Genomic DNA, 20,589 nt, shown 5'->3' with positions numbered 1-20,589 from the left:
CGCCCTGCCGACAGCGCGGCCGGGCCGACCTCCGGGTCTGCTCCGGCCAGACGATCCAACGCGAGCCCCCCCCGTCGTGTCCGGCTGGTCAGCCTAACCAACGATGACGATACGGTCGCGGCAAACCGCCACTCTGTGGCCGCCCCGTGTACCCCACCGGGGCGTCATGGGGGCGGGTGGTTCTCGGGCGGGTGCTCGTGCGAATCGGGTCCCGGCTCCATGCGGCTCACCATCTCCGCGAGCCGGGCGCAGACCCGTTTGATCTCCTCGTGCGTCGCGTCGCGTTCGGTGATGACGGCCGCGAGGAGAAGGGCGGTCAGGGCGGTCGTGCCGTTGAAGGCCTGGAGCGTGACCATGTCGGCGAAGACGTCCTCGCCGGCGAACGGCCCCTTGTCGGCGGCGGCAGCCTGAATCGCCAGCGTCGACACGACGAGCGCGCACGGCGCTGCGCCGGCCAGCCGGAAGCGGATGGCCGCCCAGATCAGGAACGGCGAGACGAGGAAGAGCAGGCTCGACTCGGGGGTGCGCGTCGCCACGAGCGTGGTGAAGACCGTGCCGAAAGCCAGTGCCGCCGCCTCGAGCCAGCGGCCGGGCCCTGCGCGCGCAGGCCACCGGGCCGTGCGCAGCACGAGCAGGAAGGGTGTGACGACCAGGATCCCCATGGCGTCACCGGTCCACCACACCGACCAGGTCGGCCAGAAGTCGCCCGCGTCCACTGCCCCGGAGAGGACCAGGACGCCGCTGCCGATGGTGGAACTGATCAGCATCCCGGTGAGCGCGCCGAGGAAGACCAGTGCCAGTACGTCCCGGAGGCGGTCCAGCTCGTTCCTGAACCCGGCTCTGCGCAGCATCAGAGCGGCACAGACCGGCGCGAGGGTGTTGCCCGCGGTGATGGCCAGTACGGAGAGCAGCGAGGGCCCGAGGGACACATTGACCAGGAATGCACCCAGGGCGATGCCCGGCCAGACGCGCAGCCCCATGGTGAGCAGCCCGGCCAGCGCGACGCCGGTCGGCGGCCACAGGGGGGTGACCTGGTCGCGCACCAGCTGGTAGAGGAGGCCGATCTGTGCGGCCCCGTAGTAGGCGGCTGCGACGGCGAGGATGCGCAGAGCGGTGGACCCGATACGACCCGTCCTCTCTGCACTGCGCACGACAGCAGTCTGCGCTCCGATGCCGCCCCCGGCGACCCCTGCGGTACCCCGGCGGCATCCCGAGAGCGCCCATCGGTCAGCCCGGCTCCTGCGGGCCGTCGTAGCGGACGACGAGGACTGCGGCATCGTCGCGGTGTCCCGTCAGGTCGGCCACTTTGACGACGGCGGAGGCCAGCACGTCGGGATCGGCGTCGAATCCCGCGCGTACGAGTCTGGCCACTTCGGCCAGACCGGACTCCATCGGGTAGTGCGGGCCCTCCACCACTCCGTCGGTGAGCAGCACCAGCACCCCCGCCTCCGTCAGCCGCCGGTGGGTCGCCGGATACCGCTCACCCGGCACGATGCCGAGCGGTGGCCCGCCACGGTCGAGTGCGATGCCGTGGCCGCCTCCGGCGGTGGCCCAGACCATCGGGACATGGCCGGCCCGGGAAACCGTGAGATCGCGGCTGACCGGGTCGAAACGGAGGAAGCAGCAGGTCGCGAAGAGGCCGAAGCCCATGGCGATCAGCAGGTCGTTGGCGCGGGCCAGTACCTCCCGGGGGTCGCTGGTCCCCTGTGCGAGAGCGCGCAGGCTGGTCCTCACCTGCCCCATGAAGGCGATGGCCTCCACATCGTGGCCCTGCACGTCGCCGACCGTGAGCCCCAGTGACCCGTCGTACATGACGAAGGCGTCGTACCAGTCGCCGCCGACCTCCAGACCGCCTCGGGACGGCGCGTACCGGGCGGCCAGCCGCAGTCCGGGGAGTTCCGGCAGCTCGGGCGGGAGCATATGGCGCTGCAATGCCACGGCCAGCTCGGCCCTGGCCCGCTGGTACTCCACCCGTTCCAGGGCCTGATCGACGAGCTGCCCCAGGGCGACCAGAAGCTCCTGCCCACTGTCGGGCGGCTCAGGACGGTGTCCGCGCATCACGGCTCCTGGCTCTGCCACAGGCTCCTCATCTCACCCTAGCCGCTGCTGCCACATGCCGTCGTTCGGGCGGGGGTAGGGTGGGGGCGCAGCTGGTTCGCCCCGTCCGCCAGGCGGGATGCGTCGCAAGAGGGAACCCGGTGGGAATCCGGGACTGCCCCGCAGCGGTGAGCGGGAACGACCGCCGTCATACGCACTGGACCCGGCCGGGTCTGGGAAGCGACGGCCAGTAGGAGCCTCGTCCACGACGAGATGTGCCCGTGAGTCCGAAGACCTGCCCGTTGCCCGCGTGCCGAAGGTGCATGCGGGGTCCCGAAGGACGGTTCTCGGGGCCTTTCTGCCGCGACTCGCGAAGGAGAGTTGACGTGGCCGACCCCACCGCCACCACCATGACGTGCGTTTCCAGAGGTCCGGGCGACTCCCGCTCGGCACCCGCCCCCGTCATGAGCGGGCAGGACACCGACCTGCCTTAAGGCCCCCGGCCCCCGGCACACCACCGGCCCGTGAAACGCCCTGCCGTCCCGCGGGCGTTGCACGCCTCCGCCCGCGCGACCCCGTGCGCCCCCGTGAGCCCTCCCCGCCCCGCCTCGGCTTATTGCGGGCGATCTGCAGTTGCCCCTACGTTGCAGCAGCGGTCGGGGAGGGCCTACCGGAGTGGCCGGATTCCTGCGGGCCGGGCCGCAAGCCCTCGCTCGGCCCCGTGCCCTGACGAGGCGTGAAGAACATCCGATGCATCTGCGGTGAGAGGACCACCCATGCCCCGCAACCACCCGAAATCCGTGCTGTCCGCGTTCGCCATGGCCCTGCTCATATCCGGCTGCGGCGGCACCACGCCCTCCGCCGGCCCGTCAGCGGGCGCAACCGCCAAGGGCTTTCCGGTCACGGTCGAGAACTGCGGGGTGAAGTCCACCTACCAGCGTCCGCCGCAGCGCGCCGTCTCACTGAACCAGCACGCCACCGAGGTCCTGCTCGCGCTCGGCCTGGAGAAGTCGATGGCGGGCACGGGCTATCTCGACGACCGGATCCTCCCCGAGTACCAGGCCGCCTACGACAGCGTGAAGGTCATCTCCAAGGAGTACCCCTCCTTCGAGGCACTCCTCGAGACCGAGCCCGACTTCGTCTACGGCGGGTGGTCCTCCACCTTCGACGAGAAGGAGGGCCGCAGCCGGGCCGCCTTCACCAAGGCCGGGATCAACACCCACCTCAACACCGAGGAGTGCCCCACCGGCCCGGTCACGGTGGCCTCCATGGACGAGGAGATCCGTACCCTCGCCAAGATCTTCGGGGTGCCCGAGCGGGCCGAGGAACGGCTGACGAAGCTGCACGCCACCCTGGACACGGTCGAGAGCCGGCTCACCGGCGTCACCCCGGTCAAGCTCTTCGTGTACGACAGCGGCGACAAGACGGCGTTCACCGCGGGCGGCAAGGGCATCGGCAACGAGATGATCCGGCGGGCCGGCGGGGTGAACCTCTTCGCCGACCTCGACAAGGCCTTCGGCGACGTGTCCTTCGAGCAGGTGGCGCAGCGCGCCCCCGAGGCCATCGTCATCTACGACTACGGCGACCAGTCCGTCGAGGACAAGAAGAAGTTCCTGCTCGCCAACCCGGCACTCAAGGACGTCCCCGCCATCAGGAACCAGCGGTTCGCGGTGCTGCCGCTGTCCTCCACCGTGCTCGGCGTCCGGATGCCGTCGGCCGTGGAGTCCCTGGCGAAGCAGCTCCACCCGGAACGTCTCCGGTGACCGGGGTGAAGGCCCCGGCGGCCGAAGGGATGACCAAGCTCCGCACGGAGACCCGGCCCGGCCCGGCGCGGCGTCCCGGGCTCCCCTACGGCCTGGTGCTGGCATGCCTCGGCGCCCTGGTGGTCTGCGCCGCCACGGCCGGCATCGCGGCGGGCTCGATCAGCGTGCCGGCCGACCAGGTGTGGGGCATCCTGCTGCACCGCGTGCACCCGGCCCTCGCCGAGCCGACCTGGAGCCCGGTGCGCGAGACGATCGTCATCGACGTCCGGCTGCCCCGGGTGCTGCTGGCCGGTGTGGTGGGCGCGGGTCTGTCGGTGGCCGGGATGGCGCTCCAGGCGCTGGTCCGCAATCCGCTGGCCGACCCGATGCTGCTGGGAGTGTCCTCGGGTGCGTCGGTCGGGGCGGTGCTCGTCCTGGTCCTGAACCTGACCGCGTTCGGGTTGTTCACCCTGCCGGTCGCCGCGTTCTGCGGCGCCCTGGCCGCCCTGATCGCCGTCTACTTCCTGGCCCGTTCGGGCGGCAGGATGACGACCGTACGGCTGGTCCTGGCGGGTGTGGCCATGGCCGAAGTGCTGTCGGCGCTGGCCAGCTTCCTGATCGTCACCTCCAACGACCCGCACAAGACGCAGTCCGCGCTGCGCTGGATGCTGGGCGGCCTGGCCGGCACCACCTGGACCACGGTGTGGATTCCGGCGGGTGCCGTACTGCTCGGCACCGCCGTGCTCCTCGGTGTCTGCCGTCCGCTCAACCTCCTGCTGGCCGGGGAGGAGGCCGCCGCCTCCCTCGGTCTGGACGTCCACCGGTTCCGCGGCGCCCTGTTCACGCTGGTCGCCCTGATGATCGGCACGATCGTCGCGGTCAGCGGCCAGATCGGCTTCGTCGGGCTGATCATGCCGCATGTGGTGCGGCTGCTCGTGGGCGCCGACCACCGCCGCGCGCTGCCCGCCGCGGCCCTGCTGGGGGCGGCCTTCCTGATCGCCGCCGACCTGGCCGCCCGTACGTTCATGAGCCCGGAGGAGATCCCCGTGGGCATCCTCACCGCCCTCGTCGGCGGCCCCTTCTTCCTCTGGCTGATGCGACGCAAGGGAGCCCGATGAACACGCTGCGCACGCCGAGCACGCCGACCACGCGGCCGGCCCACGGCGCCGGCCGTCTCGACGCCGAGGGCGTCAGCGTGGTGGTGAACGGCAGGACCCTGGTCCACGAGGCATCGCTGAACGTGGCGCCCGGTGAGGTGGTGGGGCTGGTCGGCCCCAACGGCGCCGGCAAGTCCACCCTGCTCCGTACGTTCTACCGGGCGCTGCGGCCCACGGCGGGCCGGGTCCTGCTCGACGGCGAGGACGTGTGGCGGATGCCGGGCAAACGGCTCGCCCGGCGGCTCGCGGCCGTCCTGCAGGAGACCTCCGGGGACTTCGAGCTGACCGTGTACGACGTGGTGGCCATGGGCCGCACCCCGCACAAGCGGGCCTTCGCGGGGGACGATGCGGAGGACCGGGACATCATCATGCGGTCGCTGGCGGAACTCCGCGTGGATGCGCTCGCCCAAGCGCCGTTCGACCATCTGTCGGGCGGGGAGAAGCAGCGGGTCCTGATCGCCCGCGCGCTCGCCCAGTGCACGGGGACCATGGTCCTGGACGAGCCGACCAACCACCTGGACCTGCGCCACCAGCTCGACGCCCTGAGGCTGGTGCGCGGGCTCGGAGTGACCGCGGTCGTCGCGCTGCACGACCTGAACCTCGCGGCGGCCTTCTCCGACCGGATCTGCGTCATGGCCGGTGGCCGCGTGGTCGCCACCGGCAAGCCGGCGGAGGTCCTGACGGCCCCGCTGCTGTCCGAGGTGTACGAGGTCGAGGCCGAGGTCATCGAGCACCCGCGCACCGGGGTGCCCTTCGTCAGCGTCCTGCCTGGCCGTGAACGGGCCGTCGGCGCGGCACTGGAGGGGGGAGAACCGGCCGTTCCACAGGACTGAGCGATCGGGCAGCGGAGCCGGGGCCGCACCATCGGCCGGCCGGCTGCCGGGCCCTGCCCGGGAAACCGGTGACCGCGCCCCAGTCGTCCCGCCCGGAACACCGGTCTCCGCACCGGCGGAATCCGGCTGTGTCCGAATCCATCACCCCCGGCGCCGGGAGGTGTTGAGTATCCGGACGCACGGCTTCTACCTTCTTGCACGTCCACTGCACCTGCACAGTGAGTGCAGCAGAGCACTCGGTGTGCCGATCTCAAGGAGGACGCACATGGCTCACGATGGTTGGGCGGAACGGGAAGAGCCCAGGCCGGGCTGCCTGAAGTCGCACACCCCCGCCGTCGACGCGCCGTTCGAGTGGCGTGAGGACGTCGAGGACTCCGACGACTGACGGACCGACTGACAGAACGACAGAGCGACAGAGCGACAGAGCGACAGAGCGACAGAACCACAGAACGACAGGGCAACCGTGCGGTGGGGGGCGGTGCGTCGTCACCACCTCCCACCGCACGACACCACCGATCGAGGAGCGTGGGGCTGTGGTGACCGGGAACCCGGGTGTCGCCGAGACCGTCACCGGTCGTCTCGCGGACGCCGGACTGCACCTGATCCGCCACGTCGGCCGGGACCGTCCGCGCGTGGAGACGGTGCCGAGCTGTATCTCCTACACCGCCCACCTCGCGGCGGACCCCGCACTCGGCCCGGCCGCGGTCGACACCGTCACCGGCGGTGCGGCACTCGGCGACGCCGAGCAGGCCCGGCGTGCGGCCGTGGGCGAGGCGGTCGAGCGGTACTGCGCCAACCTGGTCCCGGACGACCTGCCGACGGCCAGTCACATCCGGTGGTCCGCCTCCGGCCGCACGGCCGTGGATCCCGCCGAGTTCGCCCTGTACTCGCCCCGCCAGTACGCCCGCCGGGGCTTCCCGTTCGTCCCGATGACCCGCGATCTGCCGATCGCCTGGACGCCCGGCCGGGACCTGGGCAGCGGCTCGGAAACCTGGGTGCCCGCGTCCCTGTGCTACGTCAACTACTTCCGCGGTGCGCGCAGGGCGCAGCCGCCCACCAACTACCCGGTCCTCGCGGGCACGGCGGCCGGGACCAGCCCGGAGGAGGCCCGGCTGGCCGCGCTACGGGAGGTGCTGGAGCGCGATGCGGTGACCCTGTGGTGGCTCAGCGGCTCGCCCGCCGCCCCTCTGGACATCCCGTACGACGGCGGCGACGGCGCCCTCGCGACCGCGCTGGCGGAGGCCGCGGCCTCGGGACTGCGCGTGACCCTGCTGCGCATCCCCTCCACCCTGGACGTGGTCGTCGCCGGCGCCTTCATCGAGGATCCCGCCCGGGGCATCGCGGCCTTCGGCAGCGCCTGCCGCAGCACCGCCCGGGCAGCCGCCGCCAAGGCGCTGACCGAGGCGGTCGGCACGCACGGGACCTCCCTGGAACTCCTCGACCACAGCAGCGACTTCTGGACCGCGGTCCGTCAGGGGCGGGTGGACCACCGGCCCTACCGGCCGTACCGCAGCGACCGCGCCTACCGGGACGACTTCCGCGCCGACTGGCGGGACGTCAACGACGTCGGCCTCCATCTCCAGCTGTACCTGGACCCGCGCATGCAGGATGCCCGGCTGGACCGGCTCCGCGCCCCGCGCCCGCTGCGCGGAACGCGGCAGCCGGCCGCGGCCGGTCCGGCGGACCTCGGCGGGTACCTCCGCCTCCTCCACGCCCAGGGCCTGCGGGCCATCGCCGTGGATCTCACACCCCCGCCGGTACGGGCGGCCGGGCTGCACGTCGCCCGCGTCCTGGTGCCGGGGCTCTCCTGCAACGCCCCGGCCGCCTTCCCCTTCCTGGGCGGCCGGCGGCTGTACCGGGAGCCGGCCGCCCGCGGCTGGATCCCCCGGCCACCCGTGCCGACCGCCCTGGTCCTCGACCCGCTTCCGTTCTCCTGACGAACCGTCGGACACCGACTCGACACGAGGAGCCATCGCATGCGTCTCGGGCTCGCCCTGGGCTACGGCGGAGAACCCGTCGAAGAGATCCTCCCCATCGTCCGGCACGCCGACCGGATCGGCATCGACTCCGTGTGGAGCGTCGAGGAGTACGGCCCCGACGCCGTCAGCGTCCTCGGATACCTCGCCGCGACCACCGAACACCTCAAGCTCGGCACCGCGATCATGCAGATCCCGGCGCGCACCCCGGCCGCCACCGCGATGACCGCCATGACGCTGGACGTGCTCTCGGGCGGCCGGTTCCAGCTCGGCCTCGGCCTGTCCGTCCCGTGGATCGTCGAAGGCTGGCACGGCCGCCCGTACTCCCGCCCGCTGCAACGCACCCGCGAGTACGTCACGATCGTCCGCAAGGCCATCGAGCACGCCGAGCGTGTCGAACACGTCGGCGACATCTACCAGTTGCCCTACCGGGGCCCCGGCTCCAGCGGCACCGCCCGACCGGTGAAGGCCGACATCCGGCCGCTGCGTCCGGACCTCCCCCTGTATCTCGGGGCGATCGGGCCGCGCAACGTCGAGCTGACCGGCGAGATCGCCGACGGCTGGCTGGCGGGCTTCTACGCGCCGGAACACGAGGCCGCCCTGACCCGGCCGCTGGACACGGGCCTGCGCCGGTCCGGCCGCACCCCCGCCGATATGAAGATCAGCCCCATCGTCTACGTGGCCCGCGCCGAGACGGTCGAGGAGGGCCGCGACCGGCTCCGCCCGCTGTTCGCGCATCTGATCGGCGCGGTGGGACCGGGTGGCCGGAACACCTACTTCGACGTGGCCTGCCGGATGGGGTACGAGGGCCCGGCCCACACCATCCGCCGGCACCTGGCGGAAGGCCACCGGCCGGATGCCGTGGCGGCCGTCCCCGACTCGCTGCTCGACGAGGTCGCCCTGCCGGGACCGATTCCCGCCATCGTCGACCGCATCCTGGCCTGGAAGGACTCCCGGGTGGACACCCTGATCCTCCTCGACCGCGACCCCGAGCTGCTGGAAGCCGCCCAGGCCGCTCTGTGAACGGTCCCGCCCGCCCCACGCTCCGCGGCGCATGGGTCCTGGCCTGCCCGCTGCTCGTGGCCGGACTGACCCAGGTCGCGGTCAACATCGTCGACACGCTCATGCTCGCCCGCGTGTCCACCGACGCCCTCGGCGCCTTCGCCCTCGCCGCGCCCGTGTACTTCGTCGCGCTGATCGTCGTCCGCGGCTGGGCCACGGCGGTCCAGGTCCGGGTGGCCCGGTGCCACGGCGCCGGCCGGAGCGGGGAGGTCGGCCGGGTCGTACGCACCGGGCTGATCACCTCCGTGGCCGCCGGAGCGGCCCTCGGCTCCGTCCTGTACGCGGCGGCGCCGTACGCCCTGAGGGCTCTGGGCGCGGCCGGCGAGGTCCTCGGGCCGGGAACCGGCTATCTGCGCATCCTGGCGCTCGCCGTTCCCTTCGCCGCCGTGTCCTTCACCCTCCAGGCCGCCTGCGCCGGGACCGGGGCGACCCGGGCGGCGATGTACACGGCGCTGCTCGTCAACCTGGTGAACCTCCCGCTCGGCCTGCTGTTCATCTTCCGTGCGGGCCTCGGCGTGACCGGGGCCGCGTTCTCCACCCTCGCCGCCACGGCAGCCGGGACCGGCTTCCTGCTGGTGTACTGCCGGAGCCGGCTGCCGCGCGCCGCCGGGGACTCCGCGGAGGCGGCGGAAGCCACCCGGGCCGAGGCCGGGCGGCTGTGGCGGATCGGCTGGCCCGAGATGACCACGCTCGGCATCGGCTACGTCAACGAGGCCCTGATGGCGGGCTTCGCCGCCCGCATGAGCACCCACGATCTCGCCGCGTACCGGATCGTGGACAACCTGACCCTCGTCGTGTTCACCTTCCTCGGCTCCGCATCCACGGCGATCACCATCCTGGCCGGCCAGGAACTCGGCCGGGGCGACACCCGGGGCGCCCGGTCCTGGCATCCGACGGGCCTCAGGCTCCTGCTGCTGATGCTCGCCCTGCCCTCGGCCTCGGCCCTCGCCCTCGGCCCGGTCCTGCTGGACCGGATCACCTCGGACCCCGTGGTCGCGGAACGCGCCTGGGGTGCGACCCCGGTGGCCCTGCTGAGCATGGCGCCGCTGGCAGCCGGCATGGCGTACGCCGCGCTGCTCCGCGCCGCCGGGGACACCCGGGCCGTCCTGGTCGCCTCCGTGACCAGCGACTACCTGCTGCTCATCCCGCTCGGGTGGCTGCTGGGCGTGCACGCCGGTCTCGGCCTGCCCGGCCTGTACCTGGCATGGACCTCCTTCGCCGTCCTGTACTGCGCACTGCTGGTCCCGCGGTACCGGAAGCGGTTCGCGGGCAAGGACCCGGCGCAGCGGGCCGGCCCGCCGAAGGCCCCGCAGGCGGACCTCGCCTGAGGCCGCGTCGCGTCCGGGCCGCGGCGTCAGGCGGGAAGGGGGGCGGCGGCGCGGGCCACCGGGTGCAGGGCGGCGTACTCCAGTGGCGCGGACGGGTCGATCGAGACGTCGAGCTGCGCGGGTTCCGAGCCCGCCCGCACCAGCAGGTCGCCGACGGCGGCGATCATCGCCCCGTTGTCGGTGCACAGCGTCAGCGGGGGCACCCGCAGTTCGACACCGGCGGCGGCGCACCGCTCCTCGGCCAGAGCCCGCACCCGCGAGTTCGCGGCCACTCCGCCGACCACGACCAGCGTGCGCACCTCGTACTCCCGGCAGGCGGCCAGCGCCTTGCGGGTGAGCACGTCCGCGATGGCCTCCTGGAGCGAGGCGGCGCCGTCGGCCACCGGGATCTCCTCGCCCCGGATGCGGTGCTGCTCGGCCCAGCGGGCGGCGGCGGTCTTCAGTCCGGAGAAGGAGAAGGCGTACGGGGCGTCACCCGCACGGGTGAGGGGGCGCGGGAAGGCCACCGCGCAGCCGTTCCCCCCGCGGGCGGCCCGGTCGATGGCCGGGCCGCCCGGGTAGGGCAGGCCGAAGACCCGTGCCACCTTGTCGAAGCACTCCCCGGCCGCGTCGTCCACGGTGTCGCCCAGGTGCAGGATCGGATCGCGTACGAGGTCCCGTACGAGCAGCAGCGAGGTGTGGCCGCCGGAGACGATCAGCACCATGCACGGGTTGGGCAGCGGGCCGTGCTCCAGGGTGTCGGCGGCCACGTGCCCGGCGAGGTGGTGCACCCCGTACAGCGGCAGTCCGGCCGCGTAGGCCAGGGACTTGGCGCCGGCCAGGCCCACCTGGAGGGCTCCGGAGAGTCCGGGTCCGGTGGTGACGGCGATGGCGTCGAGCTGGCCGAGCCGCAGTCCGGCCTGGTCGAGGGCCTGCCGGACGACGGGGTTGAACGCCTGGAGGTGGGCGCGGGCCGCGATTTCGGGGACCACCCCGCCGAACCGGGCGTGCTCGTCCATGCTCGACGCCACCACGTGGGCGAGCAGCTTTCCGTCGCGCACGATCCCCGCACCGGTCTCGTCACACGAGGACTCGATTCCCAGCACTACCGGTCCGCCCACAGCACGCCTCCTTCTGCCTTGCTTCTGCAACTGCAATATATGTGCAATAAGGCCGGGGGCGTGACGCGGCGATGGCGCGACGGCGGCAGACCCTAGGCGGCCGGCTGCTGCTGGGTGACGCAGTGGACTCCGCCGCCGCCGGTGCCGAGGCGGTCGATGTTGAGCTGTTCGACCACGCGGCCGGGGAAGAGGCGCGTCAGCGTGGCCTTGGCCGCGGCGTCGGCCCGGGTGTCGCCGAACTGGCCGCTGATGACGGCACCGTTGCACACGTAGTAGTTGGCGTACGAGGCCAGGAAGTCCGGGTGGGTAGAGCGGATCTTGTCGTAGTCGGGGCCCTGGAGCTTCTCGACGGTCATCCGGGTGCCGCCCGCGGTGGTGGCTCCGGACAGGATCTGGAACTGCTGGCGGGCGTCCTTGGCGTAGACGTCGTTGTCCGAGGCCAGGGGCATCTGGACGAGGGCCTTCCCGGGGGCGAGGAAGCGGGAGGTGGCGTCGACGTGGTCGTCGGTGATGTCCTGGCCGTACACGCCGTCGAACCAGATGACCTTGGTCGCGCCGTAGGCCGTGCACAGCGCGGCCTCGATCCGGCTCTGCGACATGCCGGGGTTGCGGTTCTTGTTGACGAGACTGCTGCGGGTGGCCATCAGGGTGCCGGCGCCGTCCTGCTCTACCGCGCCGCCCTCGCCCACCAGGCCGGCCACGGTGAACGGGACGCCGACGTGGCCGGCGATCCGGCCGGCGACCAGGGTGTCCTTGGCGTGCGCCTGCTTGTTGCCCCAGCCGTTGAAACTCAGGCCGACCGCGTCCAGCCCGCCCGCCCCGTCGGTACGGAAGACCGGGCCGGTGTCGCGCATCCAGCAGTCGTCGACGGGGATGGTGGTGATGACGGTGACGGCCGGGCCGCACAGGGAGCGGGCCTTGGCGGCACTGCCGGGGTTGGCGCACAGGTAGACCGGCTCGTACCTGGCGATGGTGCGGGCGATCAGGGCGATGTCCGACTGGACGCCGCTCAGCTTGCCGCCCCAGATCGAGCTGCTGTCCGGCCAGGCCATCCAGGTGCGGGTGTGGCGGACGTCCTCGATCGGCACCCGGAAGGTGCCCACCGCCGCAGGAGCCGTACGGGGGGCCGCCCCGGCCCGGCCCTCGGCCGCCGCGAGCGCGGCAGCGGCGGCGGTGAGGCCGGCCGCCGCCAGGAACCTGCGCCGGCCCATGCCCGCGCCCTCGGCGGGCGGGTGTGCTGCGTGATCGTTCATGGGGGTCTCCTGGTCTTCCTTGGGGATACCGACTCCCCCGCCTGGCTGCGGGGTTGACCGAAGGGTCACAACTGACCAAGCTGCGGCGTTCCGCTGGACCCGGCGGTCGCCGGACCTGGCGCAGGACAGCCCTGGAGTGCCCGGCGCGCCGCGGCGATCGCCTGGGGATCCCAGCCCGGGCGGGGCACCGAATCCAGCAGCAGCCGGGTGTACGGGTGCCGGGGAGCGGCCAGGACCTCCGCCGTGCCGCCCTGTTCGACCACGGCGCCGTGGCGCATCACGACGATCTCGTCGGTGACGCACCGGACGACCCCGAGGTCGTGGGTGATGAAGAGGTACCCGACCCCGGTCTGTTCCCGGACGTCGGCCAGCAGATTGAGGATCTGCGCCTGTACGGAGACGTCGAGCGCGGCGACCGCCTCGTCGAGGACCAGGACGGCCGGTTCCACGGCGAGGGCCCGGGCGATGGCGACGCGCTGGCGCTGGCCGCCGGAAAGCTGCCGCGGCAGGGCGTCGGCGGCCCGGCTGCCCAGGCCCACCTGGTCGAGCAGTTCACGGATCCGCCGGGCAGGGTCGCGGCCGGGGAAGTGCAGGCTGAGCGTCTCGCGCAGGGCCGCCTCGACGCCGGTGCGCGGGTCGAGGGAGAGATAGGGGTCCTGGAACACCATCTGGATCTCGCGGGCGCGGGCCAGCCGGGCGGCCCGTCCGCGGGCGCGTCCCGTCCGGGCCCGGCCCCGTACGAGCACCTCCCCCGCGTCGGCCTGCTCCAGCCCGACGACGATGCGGGCCGTGGTGCTCTTGCCGGAGCCGGACTCCCCCACGATGCCCAGCGATCCGCCCTCGGGGAGGACGAAGGACACGTCGTCCACCGCACGGACGGCCCCGAAGGACCGGCGCAGTCCCCTGACTTCCAGTGCGTTCGTCTCAGACGTCGACGACATCGGCGGTGCTCCTTTCGAGCCGGTCGCTGTGGTGGCAGGCGGCCCGGTGCTCCGGCCGGTCCGGGGCCGCGGCCGGCTCCGGGGCCCGCTGGTCGCAGACCTCGGTGGCGAGCGGGCAGCGGGCGGCGAAGGCACAGCCGTGCAGGGGTTCCCGCAGGTCGGGCGGCTGGCCGTGGATGGCGGCGAGCCGGCCCCTGGGGCCGTCCATCCGCGGGGTGGAGGCCAGCAGGGCGGCCGTGTACGGGTGCCGGGGGCGGCTGAAGAGGACCTGGGCCGGGCCGGTCTCGGCGATCCGACCGGCGTACATGACGTAGACGCGGTCACTGATGGCGGCGGCGAGGTCGAGGTCGTGGGTGACGAACAGCAGGCCGGTGCCGAAGCGTTCGCGGAGTCCGGCCAGCAGGGCGATGACCTCGGCCTGGCTGGTGACGTCCAGCGCCGTGGTGGGTTCGTCGGCCAGCAGGAGCTCGGGGTCCCCCATCAGGGCCGCTGCGATCACGACGCGCTGGAGCATGCCCCCGGAGACCTGGCCGGGATACTTCCGCAGGACGGACGCGTCCAGGCCCACGGCTTCGAGGAGCTCGACCGCCCGGGACGTGGCCTCCCGCCGGTTCACGGCACCGGTGAGGGTGACGCTCTCGGTGAGGAAGTCGCCGATGCGGCGCAGCGGGTTGACGGCGGCGCGCGGGTCCTGGAAGACCATGGCCACCCGCCCGGCGCACACCTCGCGCAGTCGGCCGGCGTCCAGGGCGAACAGATCCTCGACGCCGACCCGTACGGTGCCTTCGACGACCGCGCCGGGCGGCAGCAGGCCCAGCGCGCTGCGGGAGGTGAGGGACTTCCCCGAGCCGGACTCGCCGACGAGGGCGACGGTCTCCCCGCGGGCGACGGTGAGGTCGACGCCGTCGAGGACGGGCCGGGCGGTACCGGGCAGGGTGACCCTCAGCCCTTGGACGTCGAGGGTGTGCGTCGGGCCGGTCGGGCTCATCGTGCTCTCCTGGCTATGCGGTCCGCCCACCGTTCGCCCACCACGTTGAAGGCGACCACGGTCAGCACGATGAAGACGCAGGGCAGGACCGCGGACAGCGGGTAGCCGTGCTGGACGGCGGTCTGCCCGTCGAAGACCATGCGGCCCCAGTCGGGCGTGAGCGCGGGGACGCCGAGTCCGAGGAAGGACAGTCCGGCGAGGTCCATGAGGGCGTAGCCGAAGTTGATGGTGGACTGGGCGAGGACGACGGGGGCGATGTTGGGCAGGATGTGGCGCAGACAGATCTGGAGCGCCGAGTGGCCCTGGACCCGGTAGGCGCTCACGTACGGGCGCTCCCGCTCGGCGAGGACCAGTGACCGGGTCAGGCGGCTGACGTAGGGCAGGTAGGCGACGGCGAGGGCGATGACGGGGGCGAGCAGGCCCTCGCCGTAGACGGAGATGATCAGGATGGCGAGCAGCATGCCGGGGAAGGCGAAGACCAGCTCGGTGCTGCGGGAGAGGACGGAGTCGAGCCAGCCGCCCCGCCAGGCCGCGGCCATCCCGACGGCGATGCCGGCGACGGTGGAGAAGGCGACCACGCCCAGCGGGCCGAGCAGCGAGGTGCGGGCGCCGAGCAGCAGGCGGGAGAGGGTGTCCCGGCCGGCGGCGTCCACGCCGAGCGGGTGTGCGGCGGAGGGTGCGGCCAGGGCGGTGCCCAGGTCGACAGCGTTGGGGTCGTGGGGTGCCAGCCAGGGTGCGAGGAGGGCGGCGAGCACGACGAGCGCGACCAGGGCCAGGCAGACGAGGTGGAGCGGGGAGCCGGTGGCGCGGATCCGGGAGAGACCGGGCCGACGGGCGAGGGCGGGGGCGGAGGCGGCGGTCACGCGGCGGCCCCCCTGGTGCCGAGGCTGACCCGCGGGTCGACCAGCGGGAGCAGCAGGTCCACGATCAGGTTCACGGTCATGAAGAGGGCGACGATGATCAGGGAGATCGCCTGCACGGTCGGGAAGTCCTTGGTGGTGGTGGACAGTTCGAGCAGCTGGCCGATGCCGCCGATGCTGAACGCGGTCTCCACGAGGATGGTGCACACCAGCAGGGTGGAGACGATCAGTCCGCCGGTGGTCAGGACCGTGCCGAGGGAGTTGCGGAGGACATGGCGGCGGATGACCTGGCGTTCGGGGACTCCGCGGCTGCGGGCCACGGTGACGTGCTCGCTGTCGAGGGCTTCGAGCATGGCCGAGCGGGTGACCCGGGCGAGCATGCCGATCAGGTAGAGGGCGAGGGCGATCGCGGGGAGGGTGAGGTGCCAGAGCATGTCGGTGAAGCCGTCGCCGGCGCCGCTGCTGGGGAACCAGCCGAGCCGGACCGCGAAGAGGCCCTGGAGCAGGACGGCCGCGACGAAGGACGGGGTGCCCACGGCGAGGGTGGTGCCGACGAGGATGCCGGAGTCGGTGGCGCCGCCGCGGACGGCGGCGGTCCGGCCCAGCAGCAGACCGACCGCCACGACCACGGCGAGGGCCATGGTGATCAGCAGCAGGGTGACGGGGAGCCGGTCCGCGAGGAGGCGCGAGACATCGGTGCGGTAGGTGAGGGAGCGCCCGAAGTCGCCGTGCACCACGTCGCCGAGCCAGCGGAAGTACCGTACGAGGAACGGGTCGTTCAGGTGGTACTGGGCGTTGACCGCGGCGAGGGCCTCCGGGGAGGCCGAGCGGCCGGCGAGCAGGAAGCTCGCCGGGCTGCCCGGTGCCAGGTACATGGCGCCGAACACCACGAACGAGGCGGCGAGGAGGGTGGCGGCCATCTCCGCGAGCCGGCGTACGGCGAATCGGAGGAAGCTCACTGTGCGGCCCCCACGTCGGCGGCCCACGGGTAGTACATGTACGCGATGGTGGTGGGGGCGCCGGTGATCCGCTTGCCCAGGTACAAGGCGGTGGGCCACTCGGCGACGGGGATCCACAGCAGCTGCTCGGAGGCGCGGTGCTGGAGCTTCGCCTCGATGGCCAGCCGCTGCTCGACGGGGTAGACGGCGGAGGCCTGGTCGACGAGTTCGTCGTACTGCGGGTCGCTGTAGCCGGCGAAGTTCATGTACGCACCGGTCTTGAAGTTCTGCAGCAGGTCGAGGGGGTCGGTGATCGAGTCGTAGTAGGTGAGCGGGAACATGTCGATGCCCTCGCGCGCCTGGGGGTCGGTGAACAGTGCGGTGAAGGCGTTGGGGGCGATGGTCTTGAGCCGGATGTCCAGGCCGATCCGGCTGCCGGCGGCCTGGACGGCGGTGGCGAGGAGGGAGACGTCCTGGCCGATGGAGCTGGTGGCGACGGTCAGGGTCTTGCCGGTGGCGCCGGCCTCCCGGACCAGGGCCTTGGCCTTGTCGATGTCCTGGCCGGAGGGCGGGAGGCTGTCGAAGGCGGCCTTGAGCGTCTGCTCGGGGGCGGCGGCCCAGGCGGCCCGGGTGGTGAGGGAGTTGGTGACGGTGCCCGCGCCGCCGAGTCCGGCCTTGACGAAGCCGGTGCGGTCGAGTGCCAGGGACAGGGCCCGGCGGACGCGGACGTCGCCGAGCGGCCCCTTCATATCGGTGATGTTGACGTTGACGGTGCTCAGGCCCTCGCCGAAGTACAGGGTTCCGGTGCCGCTTCCGCGCAGCCGGGCGTAGCTCTCGGTGGGGATCAGGTAGCCGCCGTCGACCTCGCCCCTGAGCATGGCGTTGGTACGGGCGGAGGGATCGGTCAGGACGCGGAAGACGGCCTTCCTGGACTTGGCCTTGGTGCCCCAGTAGCCGTCGAAGCGGTCCAGTTCGATGGACTGGCCCTTGGTCCAGGTGCCGAGCCGGAACGGGCCGGTGCAGGCGAGACCGCCGGTGGTGCCGTAGTCCCGGCCGGCCGCCTCGACGCCCGCCTTGGAGGCGACCACGCCGGCGGCGGTGGCCATGTACTGCGGGAACTGGGAGTCGGGCTTCTTGAGCTTGACGGTGACCTGGAGCGGGCCGGTCTTGGTGACGGCGGTGACGTTCTGGAAGACCTGGGCCCAGGCGGCGGCGTTGTCGGGGTCCATCTGCCGGCCGAGGCTGAAGACCACGTCGTCGGCGGTCATCTCCTTGCCGTCGTGGAAGCGGACGCCGGGGCGGAGGTCGTAGACCCAGGTGGTGGGGTCGGGGTTGGCGGCCTTGAGGGCGAGGCCGGGTTCGGTGGTGAGCCCCGGGGTCCAGCGCATCAGGCTCTCGCACACATTGGACAGGATGGTGTTCTGCGGGTAGTCGAAGGCCACCGTGTAGTCGAGGGTGGGCGGTTCGGCGTAGACGGCCCAGCTGAAGGAGTCGATCTCGCCGCGGGCCGGGGGCGTGGAGGTGGAGAGCCGGACGTCGGTGACCGTGCCGGCGTCGCCCTGGGGCGGACCCGTACAGGCGGAGAGCAGGGCGAAGGAGGCCAGCACGGCGGTGGTGAGGGCCGCCGCGGTGCCGCGGCGGCCGGCCTGGCGGTGCGGGCGTCTGCCCGTGCGGGGTGAGGGGGTCATCGTCGCGCTCTCTTTTCCGTGAGGGATGCGGTGCTGGAGGAGCGGGCGGACCGCCGGGGCGGACCGCCGGGAACGGCCGGTTCTCCGGTTCTCCGGTCAGACGGCGGGAATCTGCTGGGTGATGCAGTGGATACCGCCGCCGCCGAAGGCGATGGCGAGGGCCCGCACCCCGACGACCTTGCGGCCGGGGTGGGCCGAGGCGATGACGGCGAGGGCGGCCTCGTCCTGGGGCACCCCGGCCACCGGGACGACGACGCCGCCGTTGGCGATGTAGTAGTTCAGGTAGGACACCTCGATCTTGCTGTCGGCGAGGTCCGCGAAGGCCGTCTGCGGCACCTCGACGATCTCCAGCCGCCGGCCGCGGGCGTCGGTGGACGCCTCCAGCACGGCACGGTTGGCGCGCATCCGGGCGTAGTCGGGGTGGTCGGGGTCCTCGGGCAGGGAGACGACGACGGTGCCGGGGGCGGCGAAGGCGCAGACGCCGTCGACGTGGCCGTCGGTCTCGGTGTCGAGGAGGCCGCCGTAGGGCAGCCAGATGACCTTGGTGACCCCGAGCCGGGACTTCAGCTCGGCCTCGATCTCGTCGCGGTCCATCCCGGGGTTGCGGTTGGGGTGCAGCAGGCACTGCTCGGTGGTGATCAGCGTGCCCTCGCCGTCGACGGTGATGGACCCGCCTTCGAGGATCATCTCGGAGGCGATCCGGTCGACGCCGACGTGTTCCAGCAGCAGGGCGCTGACCCGGTCGTCGGAGTCGAAGGGGTGGTGCTTGCCGCCCCAGGCGTTGAAGCGGAAGTCCACGCCGGCGCGGTTGCCGTCGCCGTCGAGGACGAAGAGCGGGGCGGAGTCGCGGAACCAGGAGTCGTCGAGCGGCAGCTCGATCACCGTGACGCCGGTGCCCGGGGCCCCGCAGCGGTCCCGGGCGTCCGCGCCGTGGCCGGGCGGGGCGACCATGGTCACGGGCTCGAAGGCGGCGATGGCGCGGGCGACGTTGGCGTACTCCTCCTTCACCTCGGCCAGGACGCTCCCCCACAGGTCCTCGCGGGTGGGCCAGGCCATGAGGCAGCCCTCGTGCTCGGACCACTCGGCGGGCATACGGTAATCAGCCATCGGTGTCTCATTTCTCGGCGTGGAGGGGAGTCTTCCACCCGACTGAAAATTCAGTCAAGGCCTGAGCGCACTGTGGCACTGACTGAAAATTCAGTCAATAGATGGGACAGTGAAACGTCCCGTCCGCCGAGCGGACGGGACGGTGCGTGTTCGGATCAGCGTCCGGGAGTGCCCGGATCGCCGCTGCGGGAGACCGGTCCGGCCGGCCCGGCCAGCCCGGCCAGTTCCGCATCGATGGCGCCGCGCATCAGCTCCCGCGCATGGCCGATCCCGATGCCTCCGCTGAGCCAGCGCATGCTGAGCCCTTCCAGCAGGGCGGTGAGCCGTTCGGCCGCGGCGGCGAGCGCGGAGGCCGGCGCCATCGGCCGGATCCGGCCCAGCATCGCGGCGACCTCCTGCACCCACACCAGGGTGGCCCTGGCGAGATCCTCGCGCAGCACCTCGTCGAAGACGGCGCTCGCCCGCAGTTCGCCCCAGGCCGAGCTGTTCTCCCGGACCTCCGTGGTGTCCTGGAGCTCCAGCAGCAGCGTCTCCTCCAGCTCTTCCCGGGGGGTGAGCGGCGGGTCGTCCGGGTCGCGGTCCGTGGTGTAGCGCTCGGCGCGGTCGTTGATGAACTCGAGCGTCTGGCGCAGGACCCCGGTCCGGTCCTTGAAGTGGTAGTAGATCAGGGCGGTGGACACCCCGGCCTCGGCAGCGAGTTCCTCCACGCGCAGCCCGCGGACCCCGCGCCGGGCGATGACCCGGGCGGCTGCTTCAAGGATCTGAGTACTGCGAGACGCCATGACCCGCACCTTACCGGGGCGTTCCGGCACAGGGACCGGCGGCCCGCAACCCGGGAATACCGGAGGTGCGGCGCACTGGCGTGCTGCTAACCGAATTTTCAGTCAGTATGGGACCGGGCGAGACGCACACGGCCAGGAGGGAACACAGTGACCGACCGCAGAAGAGCCATCCTCACCGGTGCCGCACGGGTCATCGCACGCCGGGGCGTCCGGGGGCTGCGGGTGGCGGACCTGGCGGCCGAGGCCGGGGTGTCCACCGCCTTGATCTACTACCACTTCAAGGACCGGCCCGGCATCCTGCGGCACGCCCTGGCGTTCCTCGGGGAGCGGGCGGACCGCTACACCGCGACCGGGGAGGGCGAGGGCGAGGGCATGGCCGCGGCCGGCCCGTCCGACCCGCGGCACCTCCTGGAGCGGACCCTGCTGCTGGAGTTCCAGGACCTGCCCGAGGTGCGCGAGAACAGCACGGCCTGGGGCGAGCTGCGGGCCCACTCGGTCTTCGATCCGGAGCTGCGGGACGAACTCGCGGCAGCGGGCGCGGCCTGGGCGGCGGAGATCGCGGGCCATCTCGCCGAGCTCTGTCCGGCCGCGCCGCGCACCGCCGCCATGGCCGCGGCGGAACGGCTGACGGTGCTACTGGAGGGTCTCAGTGGCCGCTGGCTCAGCGGCCTGCTTCCCTTGGAGCACGCCCGGAGCCTGCTCCGGGAGGCCATCGGACTGGAAATCGAGCGGCTCGGCTCCCACCCTCCTGTCGCGAATTGACTGAATTTCCAGTCAGTGTCAGAGTGGCGGAGACC

18 protein-coding genes and 1 riboswitch are annotated in these 20,589 nt (G+C 72.5%); of the genes, 7 read left to right on the top strand and 11 right to left on the bottom strand.

Features of this window, described 5'->3' with window-relative positions; translation table 11 throughout:
* Positions 1–164: 164 nt before the first annotated feature.
* Both DEJ50_RS29785 and DEJ50_RS29780 read right to left on the bottom strand, forming a co-directional pair.
* Positions 165–1,151 (bottom strand): MASE1 domain-containing protein, encoded by a 987-nt coding sequence (locus tag DEJ50_RS29785; RefSeq protein WP_223837959.1) that lies wholly within the window; start codon positions 1,149–1,151, stop codon positions 165–167.
* A 76-nt stretch (positions 1,152–1,227) separates the two neighbouring features.
* A complete protein-coding gene (locus DEJ50_RS29780; protein WP_150211160.1) occupies positions 1,228–2,058 on the bottom strand; it encodes a PP2C family protein-serine/threonine phosphatase in 831 nt (276 codons plus the stop codon).
* A gap of 76 nt (positions 2,059–2,134) precedes the next feature.
* Positions 2,135–2,355, top strand: a riboswitch (cobalamin riboswitch).
* A 458-nt stretch (positions 2,356–2,813) separates the two neighbouring features.
* Here DEJ50_RS29780 and DEJ50_RS29775 point away from each other — a divergent pair.
* The 6 genes from DEJ50_RS29775 to DEJ50_RS29750 all read left to right on the top strand — a co-directional run bounded on the left by DEJ50_RS29775 (position 2,814) and on the right by DEJ50_RS29750 (position 10,135).
* Positions 2,814–3,800, top strand: a complete 987-nt coding sequence (locus DEJ50_RS29775; RefSeq protein ID WP_150211159.1) for an ABC transporter substrate-binding protein — start codon at positions 2,814–2,816, stop codon at positions 3,798–3,800.
* Positions 3,801–3,829: 29 nt separating this feature from the next.
* A complete protein-coding gene (locus DEJ50_RS29770; protein WP_150212438.1) occupies positions 3,830–4,897 on the top strand; it encodes a FecCD family ABC transporter permease in 1,068 nt (355 codons plus the stop codon).
* Complete coding sequence (locus tag DEJ50_RS29765; protein ID WP_150211158.1) at positions 4,894–5,769, top strand: ABC transporter ATP-binding protein; 876 nt, start codon at positions 4,894–4,896, stop codon at positions 5,767–5,769. Before DEJ50_RS29770 ends, DEJ50_RS29765 begins: the two co-directional genes overlap by 4 nt.
* Before the next feature lie 536 nt (positions 5,770–6,305).
* On the top strand, positions 6,306–7,706 hold the full coding sequence (locus DEJ50_RS29760) for a YcaO-like family protein (protein WP_190344761.1): 1,401 nt from the start codon (positions 6,306–6,308) through the stop codon (positions 7,704–7,706).
* 39 nt (positions 7,707–7,745) lie between these two features.
* Positions 7,746–8,768 carry an LLM class F420-dependent oxidoreductase gene (locus DEJ50_RS29755; protein WP_150211156.1) on the top strand — a complete coding sequence of 341 codons (1,023 nt, stop codon included), beginning with the start codon at positions 7,746–7,748 and terminating at the stop codon, positions 8,766–8,768.
* A complete protein-coding gene (locus tag DEJ50_RS29750; protein ID WP_190344759.1) occupies positions 8,765–10,135 on the top strand; it encodes an MATE family efflux transporter in 1,371 nt (456 codons plus the stop codon). Before DEJ50_RS29755 ends, DEJ50_RS29750 begins: the two co-directional genes overlap by 4 nt.
* 26 nt (positions 10,136–10,161) lie before the next feature.
* Here DEJ50_RS29750 and tsaD read toward each other — a convergent pair whose 3' ends face one another.
* The 9 genes from tsaD to DEJ50_RS29705 all read right to left on the bottom strand — a co-directional run bounded on the left by tsaD (position 10,162) and on the right by DEJ50_RS29705 (position 19,792).
* Positions 10,162–11,235, bottom strand: a complete 1,074-nt coding sequence (tsaD, locus tag DEJ50_RS29745; RefSeq protein ID WP_150211155.1) for a tRNA (adenosine(37)-N6)-threonylcarbamoyltransferase complex transferase subunit TsaD — start codon at positions 11,233–11,235, stop codon at positions 10,162–10,164.
* 92 nt (positions 11,236–11,327) lie between these two features.
* Positions 11,328–12,488, bottom strand: a complete 1,161-nt coding sequence (locus DEJ50_RS29740; RefSeq protein WP_150211154.1) for an agmatine/peptidylarginine deiminase — start codon at positions 12,486–12,488, stop codon at positions 11,328–11,330.
* Positions 12,489–12,553: 65 nt separating this feature from the next.
* Positions 12,554–13,429: an ABC transporter ATP-binding protein gene (locus DEJ50_RS29735; protein WP_150211153.1), complete on the bottom strand. Its 876-nt coding sequence runs from the start codon at positions 13,427–13,429 to the stop codon at positions 12,554–12,556.
* A complete protein-coding gene (locus DEJ50_RS29730; RefSeq protein ID WP_150211152.1) occupies positions 13,413–14,417 on the bottom strand; it encodes an ABC transporter ATP-binding protein in 1,005 nt (334 codons plus the stop codon). Before DEJ50_RS29730 ends, DEJ50_RS29735 begins: the two co-directional genes overlap by 17 nt.
* Positions 14,414–15,280: an ABC transporter permease gene (locus DEJ50_RS29725; RefSeq protein ID WP_150211151.1), complete on the bottom strand. Its 867-nt coding sequence runs from the start codon at positions 15,278–15,280 to the stop codon at positions 14,414–14,416. The genes DEJ50_RS29730 and DEJ50_RS29725 overlap by 4 nt, the downstream gene beginning before the upstream one ends.
* The gene (locus DEJ50_RS29720; RefSeq protein ID WP_150211150.1) at positions 15,277–16,236 is read right to left on the bottom strand and encodes an ABC transporter permease; all 960 of its coding nucleotides are present in this window, start codon (positions 16,234–16,236) and stop codon (positions 15,277–15,279) included. Before DEJ50_RS29720 ends, DEJ50_RS29725 begins: the two co-directional genes overlap by 4 nt.
* Positions 16,233–17,903 carry an ABC transporter substrate-binding protein gene (locus tag DEJ50_RS29715; protein WP_150211149.1) on the bottom strand — a complete coding sequence of 557 codons (1,671 nt, stop codon included), beginning with the start codon at positions 17,901–17,903 and terminating at the stop codon, positions 16,233–16,235. The genes DEJ50_RS29720 and DEJ50_RS29715 overlap by 4 nt, the downstream gene beginning before the upstream one ends.
* A gap of 96 nt (positions 17,904–17,999) precedes the next feature.
* On the bottom strand, positions 18,000–19,010 hold the full coding sequence (locus DEJ50_RS29710; protein ID WP_150211148.1) for an agmatine/peptidylarginine deiminase: 1,011 nt from the start codon (positions 19,008–19,010) through the stop codon (positions 18,000–18,002).
* Positions 19,011–19,165: 155 nt separating this feature from the next.
* Entirely contained in the window at positions 19,166–19,792 is a 627-nt protein-coding gene (locus DEJ50_RS29705) for a TetR/AcrR family transcriptional regulator (RefSeq protein WP_150211147.1), read from the bottom strand.
* 147 nt (positions 19,793–19,939) lie between these two features.
* On the opposite strand from DEJ50_RS29705, the gene DEJ50_RS29700 reads away from it, so the two are divergent.
* Positions 19,940–20,554, top strand: a complete 615-nt coding sequence (locus tag DEJ50_RS29700) for a TetR/AcrR family transcriptional regulator (RefSeq protein ID WP_150211146.1) — start codon at positions 19,940–19,942, stop codon at positions 20,552–20,554.
* Positions 20,555–20,589: the final 35 nt, after the last annotated feature.

Source organism: Streptomyces venezuelae (assembly GCF_008642295.1).
Taxonomy (GTDB): domain Bacteria; phylum Actinomycetota; class Actinomycetes; order Streptomycetales; family Streptomycetaceae; genus Streptomyces; species Streptomyces venezuelae_C.
This window is presented reverse-complemented; position numbering and strand designations above follow the sequence as displayed.